This window comes from Pandoraea cepalis, assembly GCF_902459665.1.
Lineage (GTDB): Bacteria > Pseudomonadota > Gammaproteobacteria > Burkholderiales > Burkholderiaceae > Pandoraea > Pandoraea cepalis.
This window is the reverse complement of sequence record NZ_CABPSL010000010.1, coordinates 88,587-113,180: the sequence shown is the minus strand read 5'-3', so window position 1 is coordinate 113,180 and position 24,594 is coordinate 88,587. Positions and strand designations below refer to the sequence as shown.

At 65.6% G+C, this 24,594-nt stretch carries 19 protein-coding genes; 7 read left to right on the top strand and 12 right to left on the bottom strand.

The features are described from left to right. The first annotated feature begins 86 nt into the window (after positions 1–86). Together PCE31106_RS14155 and PCE31106_RS14150 are read left to right on the top strand one after the other, a co-directional pair. Positions 87–998, top strand: a complete 912-nt coding sequence (locus PCE31106_RS14155) for a LysR family transcriptional regulator (protein WP_017232473.1) — start codon at positions 87–89, stop codon at positions 996–998. Between the two features lie 144 nt (positions 999–1,142). Next, positions 1,143–2,492 carry a hemolysin family protein gene (locus PCE31106_RS14150; protein WP_085982673.1) on the top strand — a complete coding sequence of 450 codons (1,350 nt, stop codon included), beginning with the start codon at positions 1,143–1,145 and terminating at the stop codon, positions 2,490–2,492. A 78-nt stretch (positions 2,493–2,570) separates the two neighbouring features. On the opposite strand, the gene PCE31106_RS14145 is transcribed toward PCE31106_RS14150, so the two are convergent. The 3 genes from PCE31106_RS14145 to PCE31106_RS14135 form a co-directional block, all read right to left on the bottom strand. Then, complete coding sequence (locus PCE31106_RS14145; RefSeq protein ID WP_017232471.1) at positions 2,571–3,338, bottom strand: flagellar brake protein; 768 nt, start codon at positions 3,336–3,338, stop codon at positions 2,571–2,573. Between the two features lie 269 nt (positions 3,339–3,607). Continuing rightward, positions 3,608–4,243: a LysE family translocator gene (locus tag PCE31106_RS14140; protein WP_017232470.1), complete on the bottom strand. Its 636-nt coding sequence runs from the start codon at positions 4,241–4,243 to the stop codon at positions 3,608–3,610. Between the two features lie 222 nt (positions 4,244–4,465). Then, entirely contained in the window at positions 4,466–4,669 is a 204-nt protein-coding gene (locus tag PCE31106_RS14135; protein WP_010805153.1) for a cold-shock protein, read from the bottom strand. Between the two features lie 338 nt (positions 4,670–5,007). On the opposite strand from PCE31106_RS14135, the gene PCE31106_RS14130 reads away from it, so the two are divergent. Then, positions 5,008–5,772, top strand: coding sequence for a M23 family metallopeptidase (locus PCE31106_RS14130; protein ID WP_150563677.1), 765 nt, complete (start codon positions 5,008–5,010; stop codon positions 5,770–5,772). 111 nt (positions 5,773–5,883) lie between these two features. On the opposite strand, the gene mdoH is transcribed toward PCE31106_RS14130, so the two are convergent. From mdoH to PCE31106_RS14095, 7 genes are all read right to left on the bottom strand, one after another. Further along, the gene (gene mdoH / locus PCE31106_RS14125) at positions 5,884–8,526 is read right to left on the bottom strand and encodes a glucans biosynthesis glucosyltransferase MdoH (protein WP_150563676.1); all 2,643 of its coding nucleotides are present in this window, start codon (positions 8,524–8,526) and stop codon (positions 5,884–5,886) included. Next, positions 8,523–10,082 (bottom strand): glucan biosynthesis protein G, encoded by a 1,560-nt coding sequence (locus PCE31106_RS14120; protein ID WP_437343816.1) that lies wholly within the window; start codon positions 10,080–10,082, stop codon positions 8,523–8,525. Before PCE31106_RS14120 ends, mdoH begins: the two co-directional genes overlap by 4 nt. 325 nt (positions 10,083–10,407) lie before the next feature. Further along, a complete protein-coding gene (locus PCE31106_RS14115; protein WP_017232466.1) occupies positions 10,408–11,394 on the bottom strand; it encodes an alpha/beta hydrolase family protein in 987 nt (328 codons plus the stop codon). Between the two features lie 247 nt (positions 11,395–11,641). After that, complete coding sequence (locus tag PCE31106_RS14110; protein WP_150563675.1) at positions 11,642–12,913, bottom strand: MFS transporter; 1,272 nt, start codon at positions 12,911–12,913, stop codon at positions 11,642–11,644. After that, positions 12,910–14,100, bottom strand: coding sequence for an amidohydrolase family protein (locus PCE31106_RS14105; protein WP_150563674.1), 1,191 nt, complete (start codon positions 14,098–14,100; stop codon positions 12,910–12,912). Before PCE31106_RS14105 ends, PCE31106_RS14110 begins: the two co-directional genes overlap by 4 nt. 20 nt (positions 14,101–14,120) lie before the next feature. Further along, the gene (locus PCE31106_RS14100) at positions 14,121–15,596 is read right to left on the bottom strand and encodes a sodium:solute symporter family protein (protein WP_017234773.1); all 1,476 of its coding nucleotides are present in this window, start codon (positions 15,594–15,596) and stop codon (positions 14,121–14,123) included. Further along, on the bottom strand, positions 15,593–15,817 hold the full coding sequence (locus PCE31106_RS14095) for a DUF3311 domain-containing protein (RefSeq protein ID WP_017234774.1): 225 nt from the start codon (positions 15,815–15,817) through the stop codon (positions 15,593–15,595). Before PCE31106_RS14095 ends, PCE31106_RS14100 begins: the two co-directional genes overlap by 4 nt. 314 nt (positions 15,818–16,131) lie before the next feature. Here PCE31106_RS14095 and PCE31106_RS14090 point away from each other — a divergent pair, with 314 nt between their 5' ends. The 4 genes from PCE31106_RS14090 (at position 16,132) to PCE31106_RS14075 (ending at position 22,392) form a co-directional block, all read left to right on the top strand. Further along, entirely contained in the window at positions 16,132–16,932 is an 801-nt protein-coding gene (locus PCE31106_RS14090) for a GntR family transcriptional regulator (RefSeq protein ID WP_254441051.1), read from the top strand. Between the two features lie 207 nt (positions 16,933–17,139). Then, positions 17,140–18,441 (top strand): UDP-N-acetylglucosamine 1-carboxyvinyltransferase, encoded by a 1,302-nt coding sequence (locus PCE31106_RS14085; RefSeq protein WP_017231540.1) that lies wholly within the window; start codon positions 17,140–17,142, stop codon positions 18,439–18,441. 286 nt (positions 18,442–18,727) lie between these two features. Further along, positions 18,728–19,633: a response regulator transcription factor gene (locus PCE31106_RS14080; protein ID WP_302476054.1), complete on the top strand. Its 906-nt coding sequence runs from the start codon at positions 18,728–18,730 to the stop codon at positions 19,631–19,633. Further along, positions 19,630–22,392, top strand: a complete 2,763-nt coding sequence (locus tag PCE31106_RS14075) for a hybrid sensor histidine kinase/response regulator (RefSeq protein WP_150563673.1) — start codon at positions 19,630–19,632, stop codon at positions 22,390–22,392. The genes PCE31106_RS14080 and PCE31106_RS14075 overlap by 4 nt, the downstream gene beginning before the upstream one ends. Before the next feature lie 67 nt (positions 22,393–22,459). On the opposite strand, the gene PCE31106_RS14070 is transcribed toward PCE31106_RS14075, so the two are convergent. Both PCE31106_RS14070 and PCE31106_RS14065 read right to left on the bottom strand, forming a co-directional pair. After that, positions 22,460–23,809, bottom strand: a complete 1,350-nt coding sequence (locus tag PCE31106_RS14070; protein WP_150563672.1) for an MFS transporter — start codon at positions 23,807–23,809, stop codon at positions 22,460–22,462. A 65-nt stretch (positions 23,810–23,874) separates the two neighbouring features. Then, positions 23,875–24,528: a DUF4286 family protein gene (locus PCE31106_RS14065; protein ID WP_150563671.1), complete on the bottom strand. Its 654-nt coding sequence runs from the start codon at positions 24,526–24,528 to the stop codon at positions 23,875–23,877. Positions 24,529–24,594: the final 66 nt, after the last annotated feature.

Sequence of the window (24,594 nt, the reverse complement as noted above, 5' to 3'; positions counted from 1 at the left end):
TCGCGGCATCGTCGGCGCCGTCGCCTGTCCGGCCACCGGCCTGATCGCGCATCGCGGTGCGCATTCCTGAGGAGCCCCGCCCCGGCATGAACAAACTTCGCGAGATCGAGAGCTTCATTGCCGTGGTCGAGTCGGGCAGCTTCGTGAAGGCCGCCGCAACGTTGGGCATCTCCAAGACGGCCATCTCGCGTTACGTGGCCGATCTCGAGGCGCGTCTGGGCACGCGTTTGCTCCAACGCACCACGCGACGCCTGTCGCTCACCGAGCCGGGCCAGCGTTACGTCGAGCGCTGCCGTCAGATCCTCACCGAACTCGACGAGGCCGATGCCATGGCGGGCGAGCAGGACGGTCTGCCGGCCGGGCCGCTGCGCATCAACGCCCCGCACACCTTCGGTGTGCTGCATCTCGCGCCGCTCTGGCCCACGTTTCTCTCGCGACATTCGCAAGTCTCGCTCGATATCACGCTGAGCGATCGCCTCGTCGATATCGTTGACGAAGGCTACGATCTGGCCATTCGGATCACGCGCCTGCCCGATTCGTCGCTGGTGCATCGGCGGCTCGCGGGTACCCGGCTGGTGCTGTGCGCCTCGCCCGGCTATCTCGCGCAGCATGGCACGCCACCGCATCCCAGCGAACTGGCCCATCATGAGACCGTCGGCTACAGCTACTTCTCGCATCGGCGCGAATGGCGCTTCGACGGCCCTGACGGCCCGGTTTCCGTGCGCACGCGCGCGCGGCTGATCGCCGACAACGGCGATACCTGTCTGGCCGCCGCCGTTGCCGGGGCGGGCATCATCCTGCAACCGGCGTTTCTCGTGCAAGACGCCTTGCGCGACGGCCGCCTCGTCGAATTCCTGCCCGAATACACGCAGGGCGAGATGGGTGTCTACGTCGTCTATCCTTCGCGCAAGTACCTGAGCGCCAAGGTCCGCGCCCTCATCGACTTTCTCGTCGACGCCTTTGCCATGCCCGGCTGGCGGGCCATCGACCGCCGTTGAGTCGCGCAGTCTTGCCGACATCCACCGCGAAAGCCCCTTGAATCCCACGCAATTAACTGACAACACACCGGAACGTCACGGCAATTGATTTCCGCAGGCGAATGTCACTTATACTGACGGGCCTGATGTCCCATTTCATATATTTTGGAAAACTTTTTACTGATCGTCGCTGCGATACTGCTGGTGTTGCTCAACGGCTTCTTCGTGGCGGCGGAATTTGGCCTCGTCAAACTGCGCCAGACGCGCGTTCATGTCATCGCCCGCCAACGCGGTTGGCGCGGCCGTATCCTGGCCAAGGTTCACAGCCAGCTCGATACCTACCTTTCCGCGTGCCAGCTCGGCATCACCCTCGCCTCGCTCGGTCTGGGCTGGATCGGTGAGCCCGCGTTTGCGCGCATTCTCACGCCGCTATTCGCCGCGCTGGGAGTCAACTCGGCGGAGCTGATTCATGCGCTCGCCTTCTTCATCGCATTCTTCACGATTTCGTACCTGCACATTGTCGTGGGCGAACTCGCGCCGAAGTCGATGGCCCTGCGCATGCCGGAAATCGTCTCCGTCTGGACAGCCGCCCCGCTCTATGGCTTTTACTGGCTGATGTATCCGGCGATCTGGATTCTCAACCACAGCGCCAACCGCCTGCTGCGTTGGACAGGTCTCGATCCGTCGCACGGCACCGATGCTCATTACTCGGCCGACGAAATCAAGCTGATCATGCGCCGGGGGGCATCGAGCGAGAAACTGTCGCGCGACGACTGGAATGTGGTCGCCTACGCCATCGACTTCAGCGATCTGACCGTCTCCGATCTCATGCATCCGATGAGCGAAGTAGCCAGCTTCCGGCGCAATGCAACGTTCGCGCAGAACATGGATACGGCCTATCGTCACCGCTACAGCCGCTACCCATTCTTCGACAACGATGGCGAAACCGTGCTCGGCGTGGTGCACCTGAAAGATCTGTTCCTCGCGGAGCATCATGGTCAATCGATCGAGGATCTGGGCAGTATGGCGCGGCCCGTGGAGCGCGTGAAACCCGACATGCCGGCGCGTGAGCTGTTCCGCCGATTTCGCCGGGGCGCACCTCACTTCGCGATCGTGGGATGGCCGGACCAAAAGCCCATCGGCTTCCTGACGCTCGACAACCTGCTCTCGGCGCTTGTCGGCAAGATCCGCGACGAATTCCGCCAGACGGAAGACGACTGGACCCACATGGAAGATGGCACGCTCATCGGCCGGGGCAGCTTACCCATCCTGACGTTGGAACGCTCGCTGGGCATCGAGATCCCCAGCGAGCACGCGGAATCGGTGGGTGGCCTGATCATGGACGTGCTGGGCTACTTGCCGCACGAGGGCCAGAAGGTCGACTTCGAAGGCTTCTCCGTTGTCGTGAAGAAGATGCAGGGGCCGCGTATCGTGCTGGTACGCATCTATCCCGACGGGGTACGAGAAGCCCGTGGCGAACCGCCCCACGCTGTCACCCGGCAACGCGACGATTGACGCGCCCGCAGCAGCGCTCGGCGAACCGAACCGGCGCCGCAGAGGCACGCGCCGGTTGGATCGCATTACACCGAACGCTTAGCCGCGCGCGAATGCCTTGCGATTGAGTTCGAGCTGCGTGATGAGCTTTTGCAGGCGCGACTCGGCGGTACGCGACAGCGCGATAAAGCGGCAGCCGATGTGATACTCGACGTCCTTCGCCAACGGCACCGTGCGAATGGCACAGACTTCCAGGTCCACCTGGACGGTGCCGTAGTCGCGCAATTCGATCTCGACGTGCATGAGCATCGAGCCCTTCGGAATTTCGGCCGCCGCATCGGCCTTCGTGCGCAAGCCAACGCCACCGAGCGACAGGTCGAACACCGACAGGCGCATCGGCGTGTCGTCGGGGAATTTGACCGTGCACGGGTATGGATCAAGGATCGGCGTTTTCACGCGAAAGTAATCGCGGCGCTGCAAACGCACGAGCGTTTCCGGATACGAGGCGTAGAAGGCGGGATACCCTTCGAACTCGCGCTCCTCGACATCGCCAATGGGGAAATGCACCTGAATGCCTTCGGGCACGCCAACGAACAGCGCGCGCTTGTTGGCAAGCAGCGCCCGGTTCTCCGCCTCCACACCGCCCCAGTCGAAATAAAAGCCGCGCACTTGCGGCTCGACCTTGAGCAGGCGCGTGACGAGTTGCCGCTGCCCGTTCGCGAAGTACACCGTCATGAAATCGCCACGGGTCGCCAGATGGCGCAGCACGCCGCCAATTTCCAGCGGATTGCTGATGCGATACGAATCATGCAGTTGCGTTTCGTTGTCCGTGGGCGCCGGTGTCACCTGCGGTTCTGTCATTTCCATACCTGATCTTCTAATTGTCCCCGTGACGGACCACGCCGGGCGGCGCAAGCCGTACGTATTAAAGTCTCGGCAACACGTGACGCCTCACGACGTCACTGTGCGAATGCGTGTCTGTCGGCGCTGGTGCACCGTCTCATGTATCTGGTCAAAAACGTTAACGGTCGCTGGCCCGGAATATTGAGGGCTCCAACCCACAAACTTGCGGTGTCCCGTGTCGCGCGCCACACCCCGGACGCGCCCTCGGACCTTTGCCGCACGCTACCGTCGGATCAGCGATGTACCGCGGCCATCAACGCGCCGAAACCCATGAACACGCCGCCGCTGATGCGATTGAATGCCTTGAGCACACGCGCTTCGCGCAAGTACGGCGCGATGCGTAGCCCGCCGGTGGCGTAGACCAGATACCAGCTCACCTCGATCACCGCGAACGTGCCGAGCAGAATCGAGAACTGCGGGAGTTTGGCGGCGGTTGGGTCGATGAACTGCGGCAGGAACGCCGCGGCGAAGAGAATGGCCTTCGGGTTGCTGCCCGCGACCAGGAAGCCCGACTTGAAGAGTTTGCCGAAGCTCGAATCCACGGCCGTGGCGGGCACGTCGGACGGCGCCGCGGCATTCGCGTCCACGGGTGAGCGCCAGCTCTTGTAGCCGAGATAGACAAGATATGCCGCACCGACGTAGCGCAGCGTGTCAAACAACATTGGCCACGCGCGGAGCACGGCGCCCAGTCCGGCCGCGGAAACCGACATCATGGCGATGAGTGCCGTCATGCAGCCGGCCATCGTGCCGAGCGACGGACGCAGCCCGTGACGCGCGCCATGCGTCATGACGAGCAACATGTTCGGTCCCGGCGTCGCCGAGACGAAAAAAACGGTGACGACATACAGCCACCATGTTTGCAAGCTCATGATTGCCTCGGAAAAGGGCTCACGCGAGGGCTCACGCGAATTCGATCAGGCATTGTAGCGTCGAACCGCGACAGTCGCATCGTCCGCGTGCACGTCTCATGCGAATCGAAAAAGACGCCAAAAAACAAACAGGCCCGATGACTTTCGTCATCGGGCCTGCTGATCTCGGGACGCCGCCTCGCCTAAGGCTGGCGCGGCATCACGGAAATGCGTTCAAGCCAATTAGATGGGCTTGATGTTCGCAGCTTGCTTGCCCTTCGGGCCAGTCTTGACTTCGAACGACACGCGTTGGTTTTCTTGCAGCGACTTGAAGCCGTCAACCTTCACTTCCGAGAAGTGAGCGAACAGGTCTTCACCGCCGGCGTCCGGGGTAATGAAGCCGAAGCCCTTTGCGTCGTTGAACCACTTAACAATACCGGTTTCCATATTTTTTCCTAATAAAACAATAGCTTGAGGTCGAAATAACCCCGTGAGCGCTGACAATCAAGGGAAAATGAAGGACTAGAAACCAGCGAGAAGCAGGAAAACTACGTCTGACAACAACTTCGCGGCTTGACAATCTGCAGTTGGTTTTATACGTGTAGACGCGTCGTTTGTCAACAGGGTAAGGCCTGCAAATCTCGTAACAATTTCTCGCCCTCGCGGGAGATTTGGGCGGGCTTCGGGTGTTCGAGCCAGGGTTGCTGCCCGTACAATGGGCGTTTTTTCCCGCGCCCGCGCCACTCAACCCCCATACCCGCCTACGGATGGAGTCTACTCGCCTCATGCGCCCCTCGCCGTCGCCGTCTGACGCTCGTACGCCAAGCCAACCGGCTTGGGTGTCCCGTTGCCGCACGCACGCGCTCAGTCTGGCCATTTGCCTGACGCTCGCCGCCTGCGCCGGGTCACCGACCTATGGCCCGGTGCCCGCCGGAAGCTATCGCGTGCAGTCCGGCGACACCCTCTATGGCATCGCGCGCGCCAACAATACCAGTGCCGCCGATCTGGTGCGCTGGAACGGCCTGACCGATCCCGACAAGATCGAAGTCGGTCAGGTGCTGCGTGTCGTGCCGCCGGCCGGTGCGGCGGCCGCCGCGCCCGGCGCCGCCAGACCGGCACCGCAAGCCCGCCCGACCCCGAAGCCGGCTCCCGCGCCCGCTGCCCCACGCACGGCGACCAACCGGATTCCGATGGTCTGGCCCGCCAATGGCCCGGTGCTGGCAAACTTCAATGGCAGCAGCAACAAGGGCGTCGATATCGGCGGCAAAGCGGGCGACCCGATCTATGCGGCAGCCGCCGGCAAGGTGGTTTATGCAGGCAGCGGGTTGCGCGGATACGGCAACCTGGTGATGGTGCAGCACGAGAACGGGTACCTCACCGCCTACGCGCACAACCGCGCCATTCTGGTCAAGGAAGGGGCGTCGGTCAGCAAGGGCCAGAAGATCGCCGAGATGGGCGACACCGACTCGCATGGCACGGTCAAGTTGCACTTCGAGGTGCGCCAGAAGGGCACGCCGTTCAACCCCCGCGACTTCCTGCCCTCGCGATAATTCAGTGCCGCGGCCCGTCTCTCCCGGCGGGCGAATACCGCAAACGAAAAAACGGCAAGGCGCGATGCCTTGCCGTTTTTTCCTTGCCGCCAGCCTCTGCCTGTCTGCCGGTCAGGCCGACGCGAGAAAGCCCTGCGACAGCCCATCGGTGCGCGCGTCGCGCCAATCGCGATGCGCACGCGGGTCCGTCCACACGAGCAGATGGAGCGCTGCGAGCGCGCGCGGGTCGTTGAGCAACTCCCACTTCTGCGTGTTCGTCAGCTTCGCCGGTCCCTTGAGCAACGCGGTCTCGACACGGCCGGCACGCCGGGCGTCGCGCTTCACGTCGTCAAGGGTCGGCACCACGCTCGCGGCCACGAGGGCGTTGGCCATCGGGTCGACGACGGCGTCGACAAAGGTCACATGCTGGCGCGCGTCCTCCGTGTATTTTTCCGTCATGCGCAGCTCCTTGGGCGGCCATGACTCTTCCGGAATCAGGAATAGCCGCGCACGCTTGAGCGCGCGCCCCAGCGACACCCGGCTGGAGAACACCGACACGGGAATCGAGATCGCCATCGATCCGACAATGGGCATCAGCCACCAAATGAAGTCCGGGTTGAGCCAGTAGACGACGCCCCCCCACCCCAGCCCGATCAGGGTATGCAGGCCGTGGCGGCGAATCGCTTCGCCCCAGTGCGTCTCGGCGTCTTCACGCGGCGGCGACTTCCATTGAATCGCAATGCCGGTGAGCGCCGCCAGCACGAACTGCGTATGGAACAGCATGCGCACCGGGGCGAGCACGGCCGAGAACACGAGTTCGATGAACATGCTCACCGTCACCGCGAATGCCCCGCCGAAACGTTTCGCGCCCTTTACCCAGATCAGCACCACGGCGAGGATCTTCGGCAGGAAGAGCAGCGTGGCCGTTGCCGAGAACAATGCGAGCGCGCGCTCGGGATGCCACTCCGGCCAGACCGGGAACAGTTGTCGCGGCGCCGTGAAATATTCGGGCACGACCAGCGTGTGCTTGGCGAGCAGACACGTCGAGAGGATCAGGAAGATGAACCACAACGGCGCTGACACGTAGGCCATCGCCCCGGTGACGAACACCGCGCGGTGCACCGGGTGCATGCCCTCGGCCAGGAACAGCCGGAAATTCATCAGGTTGCCCTGGCACCAGCGGCGGTCGCGCTTGAGTTCGTCGAGCAGGTTCGGCGGCATTTCCTCGTAGCTGCCGGGCAGGTCGTAGGCAATCCAAACGCCCCAGCCGGCGCGTCGCATCAGCGCCGCCTCGACGAAGTCGTGCGAGAGAATCGCGCCCGACATGGCGCCTTTGCCCGGCAGCGGGGCAAGCGCGCAATGCGCCATGAACGGCGCCATGCGAATGATCGCGTTGTGGCCCCAGTAGTGCGATTCGCCCAATTGCCAATAGTGCAGGCCGGCCGTGAACAGCGGGCCGTACACGCGACCGGCGAACTGCTGCAGGCGCGCGTAAAACGTTTCGCGTCCGGCGGCGAGCGGCGCGGTCTGAATCAGGCCGGCGCTCGGGTGCGCTTCCATCATGCGCACCAGTTTCGTCAGACATTCGCCGCTCATCACGCTGTCGGCGTCGAGTACGAGCATGTAGCGATAGTCACTGCCCCAGCGGCGGCAAAAGTCGTCGAGGTTGCCGCTCTTGCGCTTCACGCGACGCTGACGGCGACGATAGAAGATACGGCCGAAGCCGTTCACCTGGCGGCATAGCGCCTGCCACGCGTCGACTTCGGCCGTGCAATTGTCGGCCTCGTTCGAATCGGACAGGATGAAGAAATCGAAGCGTTCGAGCGAATCGGTCTTGGCCAGCGATTCGTAGGTCGCACGCAACCCAGCGAACACGCGGCCGACGTCTTCGTTGCATATCGGCATCACGAGCGCGGTGCGCGCCTCCGGTGCGATCGGCGCATCGCCTGCGGCCATCTTCGAGATCATGTGGCGTTCGCCGCCGAACAGCAGCACGAAGAAGCCGAAGATCGCCGTCCAGAACCCGGCCGAAACCCAGCCGAAGAGCAGCACGAACAGCACGAGCACGGAGAATTCGAGCGGATCGGCCCCGTGATACGGCAGCACCGACGCCATGAAATGGGTGGCCAGCGCCGTCTGCGCGATCATCAGCACGAGCAGCGTCCAGCGCCGGCGTCGGCCCGCTTGAGACCATCGGCCTTTGGGATCCGGGGCGTCGCGCACGAGCGGATCGGGATTTTCGCGGCCGGTCAGTTTGCGCCACAGTCGCGCGAGCGGATTGAGTGACCAGGCGCGCGGAATGAGTGACGTGCGGCGCACCGGCGGTGCGGTGCGCAAGGTTTGTACGCCACGCACTTCGTTCAATCCGGCAGCGGCGGCGAGCGATCCGCCGTCGGTGAGCGCGAGACGCACCGATTGCGAGGCAAGCACCGCGTCGCTGCCGGATTCGATCTCCTCGATATTGTGCGCATGCCACGCGGCCGTCGCCACGCCGACCGTGGCAACGGGTATGTCGGCCTGCGCGGCGGACTGCCCCGCGGCCTCGGCGAGCGCCGCGCTGGCGGCATCGGCCGTGGCATCGTCGGCATCAGGCGGCACATCGCCCGCGCCGTTCACAGCGCGCGCGGCGAGCAAACGCTGCAAGCGTGTGAGGACGTCAAGCGAATCGCCGCCGTCACGCCTGGCTTGAGCCAACAGGGCGCGGCGCTTCTCGGCGGGCAGTGGCAGCCGGTCGACGTACAACTCGTCGACCGGAATGTCGGAACGGTCGCTCATTCGGGGGGTAACAGGTAGCTCCACGTTTCGGATAGGGTGTTACTGCCGTTGCGCAGGTAAGCGCGCATTTCGACGGGTTTCTCGGCATCGAGGCGGCGCATGCGGAGCATGACGCGATAGCCTCCCGTGACGTCATTGCGCTGCGTCTGCACTTCGAGGATCTTGCCATTGCCATCGATGGATACGTTCCCTTCGACCTTGGCATCTTCCGGCAGTTTCTTGAGCGCCGGACCTTCGAAATCGAGCGCGAACAGCTGACTGTCGTCTGGTTTTCCCCGGTAGCCGTGCCCCCGCCGGCTTTGCGACACCCACGCCATCGGCGGGCGCTTGTCGTTGTCCTTCTGCCACGACAGCCGGTATTCGATCGGATACGGTTGCTTGGGCTTGGGCGGCGCATCCGGCACCCAATACGCCACGATATTATCGTTGGTCTCGTCGGGGGTCGGGATCTGCACCAACTCCACCCGGCCCGGCCCCCACTTGCCCTTGGGCTCGACCCAGGCGCTCGGGCGCGATTCGTAGCGATCCTCCAGATCCTGGTAGTCGCCAAAGTCACGGTCGCGCTGCTGCAACCCAAATCCGGCCGGGTTCGTCAACGCGAAGGAGGAGACGAGCAGGCGCTTCGGATTGACTAACGGACGCCAGATCCATTCGCCGGTGCCCGACTCGATGGACAGGCCATCCGAGTCATGCACTTCCGGACGATAGTCGGGCACCGCCGCGGGCTGGTTCTCGCCGAAGAAGAACATGCTCGTGAGCGGCGCAATGCCCAGCTTGGTGACGTTCTCACGCAGGAACAGTTCGGCCTTCACGTCCACCGTCGTATCGACGCCCGGACGCAGCGTAAAGCGATAGGCGCCTGTCGCACGCGGCGAATCGAGCAACGCGTAGATCGTCAACTCCTTGGCGCCAGGGGCCGGACGCTGGATCCAGAACTCGGTGAAGCGCGGAAACTCCTCGCCGGAATTGAGCGCGGTGTCGAGTGCCAGCCCGCGCGCGGACAAGCCGTAGGTCTGATTCTTGCCCAGCGCGCGGAAATAACTCGCACCGAGGAAGACCATCACTTCGTCCTTGTATTTCGGGGTGTTCACGGGAAAGTGGATGCGGAACCCCGCAAAGCCGAGCCCGCGCAACTGCTTGGGATCGACCTTCAGCGCACCGAAATCGAACATGTCGGGGCTGTAGCGCAGTTCGCGCACACTGTTGCCGGCCAACTCGTTGATCTTCACCGGACGGTCGTAGTACGAGCCCTCATGGAAGAACATCAGCTCGAACGGCAGCTTTTGCGCACGCCACAGCGCCTTTTCGGGCTTGAAGCGGATATTGCGATAGCGATCGTACGAGAGGTTCTGCAGCGCCTTCGGAAGATTCGGATCCTTCGGCTTGTAGCGGCTGTTCGCAAGCGTGCGCGCCTGCTTGGCAACGTCGTCGAACGAGAAGGCATGCGCGGCGCCGCTGACCAGAGCGCACCCACTGAGTACGCCGGCGAGCGCCAGGCGCAAGGCACGGCGGGAAATCATGCGGGAAACGAAATTGAGCAGGAATTCCATCGGCATTGGAGATAGCGTGAAACGCGCGTGCCGACCGTAGCCAGCTTGCGCCGAACGCGCAATTTTACCCGCTCATTTACCGATTGACGAAAGATACATCCGCAAAAGCTTCGAAGCGGGCACTCACATTATCTCAATCGTCCGCTGGGACACTGCTCCAGGCGCATCACAAATTTGTGACGATTTGTGACCGATAGGCAAAACGGAAGGCTTTCACCGCCTTTCCCGCCCTTTCCCGCCCATTCCCCCTGCCCACACGGCCGATGCCGCAGCGGTTCTTCGATTGACGGCATCCGGAAGCGGCTCGCCCTCGGGCGGGCACGGACCCGCGTTACTTCGCCTCGAATTTCACACCGGTCGCCGGCGTGGGGACGGCACACCGTTGCGTGCGCACGTTGTCGAGAAACCGCTGGATCAGCGGCAGCACTTTGGCCTCGATGTCACCGTGACCATAGCCGAAACCGGCGAAATTGAAATGCGTGGCGCTGTCGACGACCGCTAGCCAGTGGCAACCGGCAGGCAGATCTGCGTAGGGCTCGGTGCGCGTCTGCCACTTGCCATCGAGTGGTGCGTCACGTGTGCCGGTCACCAACAGGACGGGCTTGCGAATGTCATGCCAGGCGCCCGACGGAAAGATCGGGCCGGGCCCCTGCGGGGAGAGCGCGATGTAGCCATCGAAACGGTCGTTGCTGTCGAGCCCGAGCTTGTTCTTCGCACCGGCCTCGATCATCACGGTGGCCGCCCCCATGGAGTGCCCCGCGAAGACGGCCGGTCCCGCGCGGCACTGCGTTCGCGCCCAGTGCAGCGCCGCCCCGGTGTCTTCGAGACGGTCGCCGTAAGCTTCGGGATCCGTAGTGAGTGCCAGCAAACCATCGCGCAATCCACCGCTGCGCACCCGATCGCGCAAGGAGTCGTGCCCGCTTTCCTTGTGAGCCATGGTCACGGTCAGCCACCCATATTGCGAGAGCGCCCGGCCCAACCAGGAAAGCGCGTCGCGGTCGTCGCCCGCCCCGGGACTCAGCACCGCCACGCCACGACAGGCCAAGGAGGGTCGGAAGACATGAAGATTGGCATACGCCCCATCGCTGCGCGGCACGCGCTGGTCGATGCCGGTCGGCGGCGAGGAAGCTTTCGGCGTGGAAACAGGCGCCGCGGTCGGTGCGGCGTCGAGGGTCGGATGCCGTGGCACGATCGTGTCCGCCGCCGCGGCCAGAGAGGGAAACGACGCGAGCAAGGCCACGCCGACACTGCAGGCACCGAGCGCGACGAGCATCGTCCCGAACGATCGACCCACGGCCCCGCGCGACATTCCGAGCATCCGTTCTCCCTTGGTATCCAGCGGTGCACGCGCCCGGCCGAATCCAGCCGATCGGCCAGGCATCACGGTCTCGCGCCGACGTCCCGCTGCGACATCACACGACGAACCATCTTAGCGCGGATTGCGTAGGGACTCCGCAGGAATTTTGCCTAAGGGATACGTGTCTCGCGTGCGCAACGCGCGAGAGGTGCGGCGCATACGCCGGGCGCGCGCTTCGAGTGAGCGTCGAGCGCGCATTCAGCGCGCCTCATGCGCGCTGAGGGTGACCGCCGGGCGTGTCGCGCGACAAGCGAAGCGCCGACGCATAGCCCGCAGGATCGAAGCGCCACGTCAGCGCGATCAACGCAACGTTGAGCATGATGAGTCCGATCCACGACGGCGTGAAGCTGCCCGTGCGATCGAGCACCGCGCCAGCGGCGAACGGCGCCAGCGCCGCGATGCAAAAGCCCACGCCCTGCATGAACGCCGCCAGCGCCGCCGCATGACGCGGATGCGCATGATGATCGAGCGCAAGCACGAGTCCAAGCGAGAAGGTGCCGCCCAACCCGAAACCGATGGCGCCGACACACGCCCACGCGGCGGCGACCGGTGCGAGCGCCAGCCCGATGAGTCCGCCAAGCGTGGACGCAAGCGCGAGCGTGAGCCAGCGACGGCGATCGGCGTGACGGCGCGCCAGCCAGGGCAGCGTCAGTGCGGCGGCGACCTGACAGGCCGTCAGCCCGGCCAGCAATGCCCCGCTGCGCGTCGCACTCATGCCGTGTTGCTGATAGAACGGGGGCAGCCAAGCGACCATGGTCGTATAGGTGCAGTTGATGAGACCGAAGTACACGGCCAGTGTCCAGGCGCGACGCTTGCGTAGCAACACAAACATCGACGGCGCAGCGCCGGTCGCCGACGCAACACGCTCGCCCGCCGCCCGACACGCCGCGCGCAGATCCGCCGCCGACGTCACGGCCCCCGGTGGTGCCGCCACCGCCTGAACCAGCGGCGCACGCCACCAGGCCAGCGCGGCCGCGCAGACAACGCCGAGCCACATCCCCAGCCCGACACGCCAGTCGCCCGCCTCGGACGCCGCCCACGGACTGATTGCGGCGCCAAGTCCGCCACCGCCCATGAGCGCCGCCGAGTACAAACCCATCATCGCCGTCATGCGCGCCGCGCTGTAGTTTGCCTTCACCACGCCGGGCAGCAGCGCCTGGATGACGGCGATGCCGATGCCCGACGCGAGCGCCGTGGCGATCATCGTGGCGGTATCGTCGGCCACGAAACGCATGCCGCAGGCGAGCGCAAGCGCCGCCAGTCCGAGCAGCACTCCACTTCGCTCACCGCAGCGGCGCGTCAGCCCGCTCGCCGCAAAGGCACCCGCGCCCATTGCGAGCACCGGCAGCGACGTGAGCAACGCCGCCACGGGATAGGTCATCCCGGTAGCCTCGCGGATTTGCGGCAGCAGCGGACTGATGGACGTGAGCGTCGGCCGGAGCGTCAGCCCGACCGCGACGATGGCCAGCCAGAGTGTCATACCGCCACACCGTCGCTGACCACCACATGCCCGTTCGCCACCACCCAGCGGCGCGGCGCACGCGTGACGATGGCCTGCGCAGCATTCACGGCATCGACGAGCACCAGGTCGGCGCGCGCGCCCACGCGCAGGCCGTAGTCGTCGAACCCACAGACCCTCGCCCCCTGATCGGTGACGCAATCGAGCGCTATGTCCAGTTCATCGTCGCGACGCAGGTTGTAGCGCAGCCCGATCATCATGGCGCGCTCGAGCATGTCGGGCGAGCCATAGGGCGTCCACGTGTCGCGAATGCCGTCGTTGCCGCCCGCCAGCGGCACACCGGCTCGCCGGCAGGCCATGAGCGGCGGCACGATACGCGACGGCGGCGCGGTGGTGATCAGCGCGACGCCGGCATCGGCCAGGCGCGCGAGCATCGTCTCGGCGCGCGCGGCGTCCAACTCGCCCAGGCAAAACGCATGCGACACCACGACCTTGCCTTGCATGCCAAGCGCCGCGATGCGCTCAAGCATCAGTTCGAGCGAGAACACACCCATCTCGCCCGGCTCGTGCAGATGGATGTCGACGGGGCAACCATGTTTGTCGGCCAGCGCAAACATGGCGTCGAGGGAGGCCTTCGGGTCGCGATCGATGGCGCACGGATCGAGCCAGCCGAGCACGTCCGCGCCCCGCGCGAGCGCGCCGTCGAGCAAGGCAACGGTGCCCTCGCGATCCAATACGCCCGACTGCGGAAACGCCACGATCTGCATGTCGAGGGTGTCCGCCAGCGCTTCACGCGTGGCGAGTACGCCGTCGAGATGACGCAGGCCCGCGTCGGTATCGATGTCGACGTGAGTGCGCAGCCGCGTGGTGCCCGCCGCGAGGAATGCTCGCGCGAGGGCGAGCGACGCGGCCCCCGCGTCATGCCCACTCTCGGCACGCCACCGACGTTCGTTGTCGATGCGCTCGATCAGCCGCGAGCCGCACGCGTTCTCGTACCACGGCATGCCCCAGACGGTCTTGTCCAGATGCGTGTGTGCCTCGACGAGACCGGGCAGCAGCAGCGCACCGCCCGCATCGATCAGACGGATGCCGTTGCCCGGCGCGCCGGGCAACGACGACGCAAGTGCCGCAATCCGTCCGTTCTCGACGCGTACGTCGAGCGGCACGCCATCGAGGCCGCGCGCGTTGCGAATGTCCAGTGTTGTCATGCCTTCCTCAATGCTTCCTGTCAGGTGCCCTGCGGGACGCCTGCCGCCACGTTGCGCGAGCGCGTGAGCAGACTCACGACCACGAACGTCAGCGCATTCACCGCCAGCGCCACCAGCCCCATGTTGATCGATCCGACGGTATCCGATGCGCCCGGCATCAACGTGCGCAGGGTGACGTCGAATCCGACCGCCGCCGCCAGCACGACAGCGCCGGCGCCGATCCCCGCGAAGGCACCGTACTTGTTGCCGAATGGACGCGGCAACAAGCTCGACACGAACGACGGGAACAGTTGTGTGAGCAGGCTCGACGCGAAGAGCGCGAGCGCCACGAACGTCGCCCCGCCACGCAACACGAAGCCCACCGCCACCAGCCCGAAGACCGGCAGCACACGCTTGGCGAGCTTGCCCACGAAGGCATCGCTCGCATGCGGCGCAAAGCCGTCGCGGTAGATGTTCTTCGCGATCAGCGTCGACGCATTGAGCAGGATCATCGAACCGGGCACGAGCGCGGTCAATACCCCAACGCCGCCAATCACGCCCACGAACCACGGCGAAAACGTCTGCTTGACGATGCGCAGCAACGCCAGATCCGAATCCGCGCCGGTCAGGCCCGGCACTTGCAGAATGGCCGCGAAGCCCACGAAGAACATGAACGCGATCACCATCTGGTACAGCGGCATCAAAATCGTGTTCTTGCGCACGGCGTTCTCGGTCTTGGCCGCGTACACCGACGTGAACACGTACGGATACAGGTAGTAACCCAGCGACGTGAGCAGAATCGTGGAGTTGTACCAGGACAGCGTCAGGCCGCTTGTGGGCATCTGCAAAAAGCCCGGCCGCGCCGCTTCGATGCGGTCGAACATCTCGCCGAATCCGCCGAAGTAATGCAGCGGCAGATAGACGCCGAGGAACACGGCAATGACGAGAATCAGGATGTCCTTGTAGATCGCAATGCTCGCGGAACCGTGAATGCCCGACACCGTGATGTACACCACCATCGCGATCGCGCCGCACCAGATCGCGACCACCGGCGGAACCGTGCCGTACGACGCCTCCGACACGATGATGCCCAGTCCGCGCAACTGAATGATCAGCAGCGCGCTCATGCCGAGCACGGCGACTACCGAGACGACGACACCCAGCGCGCGCGAGCGGTAGGCCGTCGCGAAGAAGTCGGAGAACGACACACAGCCATGTCGCGTTGCGTGACGCCACGCCGCCGGCAGCATCCAGTAGCCGAGCAGATAGGCGAGCGCGCCGTAAGCGAGGATGTAGAAGGCGGGGGGCCCCTTGCTGTACGCCCATCCGCTCGCGCCGAGGAACGTGAAGGTCGAGAACGCCTCGCCGGCCATCAGCAGGAAGACTAGCAGCGTGCCGAAGCCTCGGCCACCCACGGCCCACTGCTCCAGACTCATCGTGCGACCGCGCCGCGCGCGCAGTCCGATGAAGAGCGCAAAAGCGAGGAACGCCGCAATGACGGTCAGGGCGGCGTTCATGATGTCGCTCCGTCGTGTTCGCGCGCATCCTGCGCAGACTCGCGCGAACCGTCGAAGCGGAACATCACGACCATGACCGCCGACGTGAGCAGCAGCCAAACGATATTCCACGCCATCAGGAAAGGCAGCCCCGCCAAACGGGTGCCCAAATGTTCGGCCAGCCAACCGCCGCTGTAAAACGCCGCGATGGGAAGCGCGGCCAGGCAATGCACAGGTTTCATGACGTCTCCAGACCCTAGGAAATTCAATGGTCGGCCGCACCCACGTCGCCGTGGGCGCCCCGCTGGCTTGGCCAATTCGGTGGTGTCCGGTGTCATGGCGCATTAGATCGATTTGCCATATCATCAACCAAACACAAACAAATGGTTAACCGTGTTTGTTGACCATTATCGGCAACGATTTGCCGAAATGCAAGGTTGCAATCGCGGCACAGCCGAAACCGAGGGTTTTCCGGGAGGCAGCGCCGACAGGCGAAGGGGGCCGGGTACAATGCGCCCCACACCCACGCGAACCGCGTCTATTCAGGAGATGAGGCTTGAGCCGCACTGCAGCACCGGCGTCGCCGCGCGACGCGTCACGCCCCAAAGCCGCGACCGAGACCGCCACGGGCCTGGCGGCCGGCGACGACGGCACGTCGGGCAGCGCGGGACAGCAGATCGAGGCGCGCGTCTACACGGCCATTTCGCAGGCGCTGCTCTCCGGCAAGCTGCGGCCGGGCATGCCGCTGCGCGAGCGCAACCTGGCGCAGGCGCTCGATTGCACCCGCGGCGCCGTGCGCAAGGTGCTCGCCCGGCTCGGCTTCGAAGGCAAGCTGGTGCTCGAACCCAACCGGGGCGCGTTCGTCCCGCAACCGTCGCTCGACGACATCCGGCAGACCTACCGCGCCCGCCGCGTGCTGGAGAGCGGTGTGATTGCGAGCCTTTGCGGGCAATTGAGTGCGTCGCAGCTCGCGGCGCTCGACGCGCACGTCGCGTTGGAAGCCCGTTCGCATGCGCACGGCACGCACGAGCGCTCGATTCGCCTGGCGGGCGAGTTTCATCTGACCTTGATCGGCATGGCGCAGAGTGTCGAACTCGATACGTTTGCACGCCAGCTCGTGGCCAAGACGGAGCTTTACAAGGCGCTGTACGATCCGGCGGAATTCATGCATTGCGCGCCCACGGAGCACGCCCAACTCGTCGGCCAGTTGCGTGACGGCAAGACGCAGGCGGCGATTGCGCTCGCCACGGCGCACCTCGACGAACTCGAAGCACGCGTGCTCACCCGCGCCGCCGCCGCGGAGACGCCTGACTTCCGCGCCATTTTTGCCGAGGCGTTTGCGGGCACGGGGGCGTAGGTTTTCCCCGGCGCCGCGATGGCGCCCCCCACGACACGCCGAGCCGTCGCCCGTCAAGCGGCGCGGCAATCCCGCCACGGGCATGGGGGTCGCGTGGCACACTCCCCTGAATCGGGGGTATATTGCGCCTGTTCGCGACGGGCCTGCGCCCGCCCGCTACTTTCGCCCCCGCCTGACACACTCAAGCACGAAGCCCGAAGGAAGCCCATGTCCCATCTGGTAGTCCACGGCGGCCAGCCGCTACGCGGCCGCATCACCCCCTCCGCCAACAAGAACGCCGTTCTCCCGGTGCTGTGCGCCACGCTGCTTACCGATCAGCCGGTGCGCCTCATCGGCGTGCCCGAGATCACCGACGTTCGCAAGATCCTCGACATCTTCCGTCAGCTCGGCAGCGAGGTGAACGTCGATTTCGGCGCCGGCACGCTCGACATCCACCATCGCGATACCCGCTTCGATCCGCGCACCGACCATCTGCCGGAAGAGATGCGCTCGTCGATCATGCTCGTGCCGCCGCTGCTCGCGCGTTTTGGCGTCGCGCGCATCGAAGACAACATCAAGGGCTGCACGCTCGGTGTACGCGAGATTGATCCGCACATCGAAGTGCTGCGGCATTTCGGCGGACGTGTCGAGCGCACCGAAGGCTCGCTGCTCATCCACGCGGACGAGGCGCGCCCCGCGATCCATCACTGGCTCGATTACGCGTCGGTGACCACCACGGAGAACTTCGTGCTGTGCGCGGCAACGGCCAGGGGCCGCTCGCAATTGAATAACGCGGCGTCGGAGCCGCACGTGCAGGAGTTCTGCCGCTTCATGCAGATGCTGGGCGTGCCCATTGAGGGCGTCGGCACGTCGCAGCTCGCGATCGAAGGCGTGGAGCGCTTCGGCGGCGGCGAATTCCGCTTCGCCGAAGACTTCCATGAAATCACGACGTTTCTGGCGCTCGGCGCCATCACCGGCGGCGAAATCACGGTCAAGAACACGGCGCCGGACCAGTTCCCGCTCATCGACCGCACCTTCGCGAAGTTCGGGGTGAAAGTCGAGCATCGCGACGGCTGGTCGACAGCCACCGCGCAGGGCAAGCTCAAGGTGCAAGCGCCGTTCACGCAGAACATCCTCACGAAAGTCGAAGCTGCGCCTTGGCCGTATTTCCCGGTCGACCTGCTGCCGATCTTTATCGCGCTGGGGGTGAAGGCCGAAGGCAGCGCCATGTTCTGGAACAAGGTCTATGACGGGGCGATGGGCTGGTCGACCGAGTTGTCGAAGTTCGGCGCCCATGTGTTCCAGTCCGATCCGCACCGCCTGATCACGTTCGGTGGCGTGCCGCTCTCGCCCGCCGTCGTGGAGAGTCCGTACATCATCCGCGTGGCGATTGCGCTGCTGATGGTGGCGGCCAGCATCGACGGGCAATCGACGATCAAGAACGCCGATCCGATCCGGCGCGCGCATCCGCGCTTCGTCGAGAACCTGTGCTCGGTGGGCGCGAACGTCGTCTGGACGCCGCAGGAGTAAGCCCGCCCTTGGGTGTGCGCTCGTGTCGTTTGCCGGCCCCCCCGGGGGGGCCGGGCTCGCCCTACGGGACACGCCGGCGGTAGACGACCCCCCGATCGCCCCACACCGGTCTTCGCCCCGACGAACCCGACGAATGACCTTACCTGAGCCGCTCGCGCCGGCGATCATCGCACCTTTGCCCGACGGCACATGACGTTTGCCCGACGGAAATTTATTTACCCCCCGCCGACACGCACGCCACCCCGGCGCAGCGCGATCGAACGAATGTGAAAGAATGGCGGCCATCATGAGCGATCGCCCCCTGTCCCCACAGCCGCTTGCCACGCATGTCGCCCTTCCTTCGGCCGACGCATGGCCGGCCACACCGCATGCCCGTCAGTTGTCGGGCGCGCGCGTGCTCATCGTCGACGACAACCAGGAAGACCGCATGCTGCTGATGGACTTCCTCAGCCAGCAGGGTTGTCGCGTCTACATCGCGCACGACGGACGCGACGGCTACACCAAGGCCCGCACCGTGCAGCCCGACCTGATTCTCATGGATATCCGCATGCCCGTGTGCGATGGGCTTGGCGCCTGCCGCCTGCTCAAAGCCGACCCCGGCACCCGGCACATTCCGCTGATCTTCCTGACTGCGGCCGCCCTGCCCGGCGAACGTGTGGCGGGACTGACGGCCGGCGCGGTGGATTACATCACCAAGCCTTACGATTTCGAAGAGGTGCGCCTGCGTCTGTCGATCCACCTGAAGGCAACGACGCCCGTTCCAGTGCCGAGCGCTGCCGGCGACGGCAGCAAGCTCGCGCCGCTGCCCGTGCAAGCGCATACGCTCGACGCCGTGTTGTTTCGCGCCACGCGCGCGTTGCTGCTCGACCGTCTCGACGCCACGCCCGAACTCGCCGGCCTCGCCAGCGCGGTGGGCACCAACACGCGCCGACTCAACCTGGCGTTTCGACGGTGCGTCGGCGTGACCGTGTTCGACTTTCTGCGCGAGGAGCGCATGAAGGAAGCGCGCCGCTTGCTGTCGGAGACGTCGCTCGACGTGCAGGACATCGCGGCCGCCGTCGGATTCGCGAGCGCCGCCAATTTCGCGACCGCGTTTCGCGAGCGCTTCGGCATGCCGCCAAGCGGCTTTCGCGAGCAGGCCGCGCAAGTCCCACACCTGTCCGAGACCGCGGGGGCACCGCCCGCCCCATGAACGTCTTGCCCTTGAGCCTGCCGACGCATGGGCTGCGCCGGACAGTCGTCGTCTGGGTGGCCCTGACGGCTATCCTCGTCGCCCTGGTACTGCGCGCCAGTGCCAGCATGGCCGCACCGCCCTCCCCTGCGTCGAGCGCGCCCATCGATCTCGCGCACGCGGCGTCGCCGCTGGCGCTCGACACCCAATTGCGCTTGCTGGAAGACCCGTCCGGTCGCCTCGACGCCGCGCAGGCGCTGGCCGCGCCCGGTTGGCGACAGGTCGTCCCGCGCATGCTCAATCCGGGCTACAGCCGCTCGGCGTTCTGGCTGTCGGGCAGTGTCGAGAATCGCGGCACGGCACCGCTCACGCGCTGGTTGAGCGTCGGCATCGTGCGGCTCGAAGACGTGCGCTATTACGCGATGTCGGTCGGCAGCCGTGAGCCGGAGATCCGGTGGCGGGCCGGTCACACCGTCCCGCTCGACCGACACCCGATCACGTCGGAGACCTCCGTCTTCCCCATCACGCTTGCGCCGGGCGAGCATCTGACATTCCTTGTGCGCGTCGAATCGCGATCGTCGGTGAGCATGGTGCCGCAGCTCTGGCGGCCGGACGACTTTCGCTTGGCCGAATCGCGCAATGCGATGATCGCCATGCTGCTGGTGGGGTCCATGCTTTCCGTCGCGATGTACGCCCTCGTGCTCGGCATTGCGCGACGCGATCCCGTGTTCGTGCTGCTCGCGCTCACGACGATGACGCAGGTCGCGCAGGACATGGCGTTTCAGGGCTTCCTGTATCGCTATCTCCTGCCGCAAGGGGGTGAATGCGTCGTGCGGGCGCCGAGTTTCTTCTCGACGCTGACCGTGGCGTGCTTCAGCGCCATGGTGACCATTTTCGCCGGACTGAACCGCGTGCGGCTCTGGCGCTGGACGTATCGCGTCATGATCGGGCTCATGGCCGTCATGGCCGTCTGGGTCGCACTTGGCGATCATCGGGCGGCGGCGTTCACGCACCTGCAACTGCTCATGGTCTTCAACGTCATCTGGGTCGCGTCGCTGGCAGACGGTTGGCGACGCGGCTTCGCCAACGCGCGGCTGTGCCTGCTGTCGTTCTCGCCGGGTTGCCTCGTGCTGTTCTGGCGGCTGGCGATCATCAACGGCCTGCTGCCGGAAGACTGGCTGGCCAATACCGCGATGGCGTGGAGCACGAACATCTCCGTGCTGCTCATGCTCACCATGCTCGTGGCGGGACGTTCGCGCGAACTCGTGCGCGAACAGCGCGCAGCGCAGCGCGAAGTGTTGCAGACGCGTCGCGAAGAGCAGGCACGGCTCGCCAACGCCGTCGACGCACGCACGCGCGAGTTGCAGGCCGCCCTGATCGCCGCGGACGAAGCCAACAGCGCCAAGAGCGACTTCCTTGCACGCATCAGTCACGATCTGCGCACGCCGCTTACGTCCATCATCGGCTTTGCCGACCTGGTGCAGTCGGGCGGGCGCGAAGACGCCGACCGCGGACGCATCATCCGCCGCAGCGCGCATCACATGCTTGCCATGATCAACGACCTGATCGAATACGCGAGCGGCGGCGCGGCCGACCCGCTGCATGTCGCGCCGGTCTACACCCATGCGTTCGTCGACGGCGTGGCGCACGAGGGCATGAGTCTCGCCAGCAAGCACGGTAACGCCTTCCTGCTCGACGTGAGTGCGCCGCTGCCGCCGCTGCTCGCGTTCGACGCCAAGCGCGTGCGTCAGGTGCTCGGAAATCTGTTGGACAACGCGGCGAAGTACACCGCCAACGGAACGATCACCCTCTCGCTTTCAGCGACGCCGGACGCGACGCGCGCCGATCTCATGCAGGTCTGTTTCGGCGTCGAGGATTCTGGCTGCGGCATCGCCAAGCACGACCTGCCGCGCGTCTTCGAACCGTTCGCGAGACTCGACCGGGCGCGACGCCTGCCCGGCGTGGGCCTCGGGCTTGCCATCGTGCGCCAATGGGTGGAACGCATGGGTGGCACGATCACCGTCGACAGCACGCCCGATGTCGGTACGCGCGTGGCGTTTACGTTGCCGTTGCGCGTGGCGCGCGAGGCCGATCTCGTGCCGCCATGGCCCACCGGCGCGCCCCATACGCTGCCCCCGATCGACGGTCATGGGCGCCACGTCTGGCTCGCCGAAGATTCACCGGAGATCCGGCAATTCCTGCATGACGAACTCGCGAGCCTGGGCTTCACGGTGCGCACGTTCGGCGATGGCGTGGCGCTCATCGCCGCGCTGGGCAATGCGCATCAGACGGCGCCGGACCTCGTGCTCACCGATCACATGATGCCCAACGCCGACGGGCTGGCCGTGGCGCATGCCACGCGCCGCCGCTGGCCCGACGTGCCCGTGCTGGCCGTTTCCGCCTCGCCGCAGATGGTCGAGGGCAGCGGTTACGACGCGTGCCTGCTCAAGCCCATCGAACTCGCCGACCTGCGCAACGCGCTCGCGCGCCTGCTCGGTCTGGCGCGTACCGATGCGCACGAAGGCGGCGCGGACCGGGACGAGGCGAGCCCGATGCGCGATACGTCCTGGGCGAGTCCGTCATGCGAGCATTTGCGCCAGGCCCGGCAGTTGATCGCGATGGGCGCCATGACCGACCTGATGGAATGGGCACGCGAACTGAGCGATCACGTGCCGACACTCGATGGCTTTGCGCGGCAGGTCCATCAACTCGCGCAGCGTGGCGATCTGGCCGGACTGACCGCGCTGTGCCAGGCCCCTGCCGCATCGACGTTCCACTAGGCGCCCGCCAAACGAAAACGGCACGCCCGAGGGCGTGCCGTGAGCCTGACTCGGGAAGCCGGTCCCCTTAGTCTTTGAGCGGCTGGTGTGCCGTCTCGCGCGCGGCCAGGAGCGCGACGGCCGTGGCGGCGAGCGCCAGCGTGACGTACAGCGACACCGAAATCGTCGTGCCGTATGTCTTGTAAAGCGTCACGATGATGAGCGGTGCGAAGCCGCCCCCGAGAATCCCCGCGAGCGTATAGGCCAGTGACGAACCGGCGTAGCGCACCCGCGTCGGGAATTGCTCGGTGACGAAGGCCGCCTGCGGCCCGTACATGATCGCGTGAATCACCAATCCGATCACCACCGCCAGCACGATCAGTGCCGGGTGGGACGTATTGAGCAGCACGAAGAAGCCGTATGCCCAGATCACCGCGCACAGCACACCGAAGCCATATACCGGGCGGCGACCCAGCTTATCGGACAGTGCGCCGAACAGGGGCACCGTCAGTGCGTTGCACGCCGTGCCGGCCAGCACGGCCGTGAGCGCGAGCGGACGCGAGAGGTGCAGCGTTCCCGTGACATACGTCAGCGTGAAGACGACCAGCATCGCGTAGAGCACGTCCGAGCCGATGCGCGAGCCGCCGGCCACCAGCAGGTTACGCCAGTGCGAACGGAAGACTTCGGCAATCGGCATGTCCGCCTGACGCGCCGAGTGCTGCATCGCTTCGAACATCGGCGTTTCCTCCACACCGCGACGCACCCACAGACCGAAGCCGACCAGCACGAGGCTCAGCAGGAACGGCAGGCGCCAACCCCACGCGAGGAAGTCATCAGGTGAAATCGACAGCGTGATGAGCGCGATGAGGCCCGTCGCGATCAGCGTGCCGAACGATGGGCCGACTTGCGTCCAGGACGCATTCAAGCCGCGCTTGCGCTGATCGCCATGCTCGACCGACAGCAACACCGCACCCGCCCACTCGCCGCCGAGCGCGACGCCTTGCACGAAGCGCAGGGCCACGAGCAACACGGGGCTCCAGATACCGATCGACGCGTACGTGGGCAACACGCCCATCAGGCCGGTCGTCAGGCCCATCACCACGAGCGTGAGCACCAGCACCGCGCGCCGTCCGACCTTGTCGCCGAGGTTGCCGAACACGAAGCCGCCAAGCGGCCTCGACACGTAGCCCACGGCATAGGTCGACAGGGCGAGAATGGTGCCGACCAGCGGGTCGACCGACGGGAAGAACAAATGGTTGAACACCAGCGCCGCCAGCGTGTTGTAGACGGTGAAGTCGTACCACTCGAGCGTGGTACCTACCATGCTGGCGGTCGCGAGCCGCCCTTTTTTCGGGCTCGCATGGCCGGTGGCGGCAGCGGTGGAGGCGGTGACGGCGTCGGTTTGCCGAGCGTCGCGGGTATCGGAATACGTTGTCATGGATGGCTCCAGAGTGTCTGCGGGACCCACCGGACGGCCGGATCTCGCGAGAGGATGGCGGGACGTCAGTCGTCGTTGGCGCCGAGACGCCACAACATGGCAAAGCGGGTGACTTCACCGGCCGGGACCCCGTAGGCGGCGGCGAGCGTTTGCGCGGCGGTGCGCACCGCGTCCTGGTCCGTGCCTTCGATCATTACGACGGCATCGGCAGGTGGCAGCGGCGCGTCCTTGGCGGTGAGCGAGACGGACAGCCTCGGCACGGTGACCTGCAGCGTGGCGCGGACAATACCGTCGCCCTGAGCGAGCTCGGCGAGCTGCGCGCCCAGCCGCGCATGTGCCTGGGCGACGACCGCCTCGCTCAGCACGAACATGGCCAGCATGCCCCCCTGGCCTTCGCCCGCCTCGACGTCGAGCGTGCCGACACGGCGCTGCGTGCCCTGCATGCGCGCGAAGTTGCGCAGCGACCATTCGGTCTGATGCTGGAAAGCTTGGGCGTAAGGGTCGCTGGTGAAGACCGCGGCGTGTTGCGTGCAATAGAGCGCCAGGTAGGGACGCGCGCAGTCGTGCAGGGCCTTGAAGCGACGAGCGAACTGGAAGCCCGGGATGGCCACACGCTCCTGCATGTGTTCGCGGTCGTACCAGCGGTTGAAGTCAGCGTCGAACGCCGGATCGATATTCGTCCAGATGCAGAGTTGGGCGCGGGGAGCAGTCGCAGTCATGAGGCATTCCATCGGTTTCAACAATCGGGAGGCCGGCCAACACGCCATACAAGCGGGTCGACCGTC

Coding starts and splice junctions, on each gene's coding strand:
- PCE31106_RS14155 (WP_017232473.1), top strand. CDS start 87: ATGAACAAACTTCGCGAGATCGAGAGCTTCATTGCCGTGGTCGAGTCG.
- PCE31106_RS14080 (WP_302476054.1), top strand. CDS start 18,728: ATGAGCGATCGCCCCCTGTCCCCACAGCCGCTTGCCACGCATGTCGCC.
- PCE31106_RS14145 (WP_017232471.1), bottom strand. CDS start 3,338: ATGGAAATGACAGAACCGCAGGTGACACCGGCGCCCACGGACAACGAA.
- PCE31106_RS14120 (WP_437343816.1), bottom strand. CDS start 10,082: ATGCCGATGGAATTCCTGCTCAATTTCGTTTCCCGCATGATTTCCCGC.
- mdoH (WP_150563676.1), bottom strand. CDS start 8,526: ATGAGCGACCGTTCCGACATTCCGGTCGACGAGTTGTACGTCGACCGG.
- PCE31106_RS14105 (WP_150563674.1), bottom strand. CDS start 14,100: ATGACAACACTGGACATTCGCAACGCGCGCGGCCTCGATGGCGTGCCG.
- PCE31106_RS14140 (WP_017232470.1), bottom strand. CDS start 4,243: ATGAGCTTGCAAACATGGTGGCTGTATGTCGTCACCGTTTTTTTCGTC.
- PCE31106_RS14095 (WP_017234774.1), bottom strand. CDS start 15,817: ATGAAACCTGTGCATTGCCTGGCCGCGCTTCCCATCGCGGCGTTTTAC.
- PCE31106_RS14110 (WP_150563675.1), bottom strand. CDS start 12,913: ATGACACTCTGGCTGGCCATCGTCGCGGTCGGGCTGACGCTCCGGCCG.
- PCE31106_RS14130 (WP_150563677.1), top strand. CDS start 5,008: ATGCGCCCCTCGCCGTCGCCGTCTGACGCTCGTACGCCAAGCCAACCG.
- PCE31106_RS14085 (WP_017231540.1), top strand. CDS start 17,140: ATGTCCCATCTGGTAGTCCACGGCGGCCAGCCGCTACGCGGCCGCATC.
- PCE31106_RS14075 (WP_150563673.1), top strand. CDS start 19,630: ATGAACGTCTTGCCCTTGAGCCTGCCGACGCATGGGCTGCGCCGGACA.
- PCE31106_RS14100 (WP_017234773.1), bottom strand. CDS start 15,596: ATGAACGCCGCCCTGACCGTCATTGCGGCGTTCCTCGCTTTTGCGCTC.
- PCE31106_RS14135 (WP_010805153.1), bottom strand. CDS start 4,669: ATGGAAACCGGTATTGTTAAGTGGTTCAACGACGCAAAGGGCTTCGGC.
- PCE31106_RS14065 (WP_150563671.1), bottom strand. CDS start 24,528: ATGACTGCGACTGCTCCCCGCGCCCAACTCTGCATCTGGACGAATATC.
- PCE31106_RS14115 (WP_017232466.1), bottom strand. CDS start 11,394: ATGCTCGGAATGTCGCGCGGGGCCGTGGGTCGATCGTTCGGGACGATG.
- PCE31106_RS14070 (WP_150563672.1), bottom strand. CDS start 23,809: ATGACAACGTATTCCGATACCCGCGACGCTCGGCAAACCGACGCCGTC.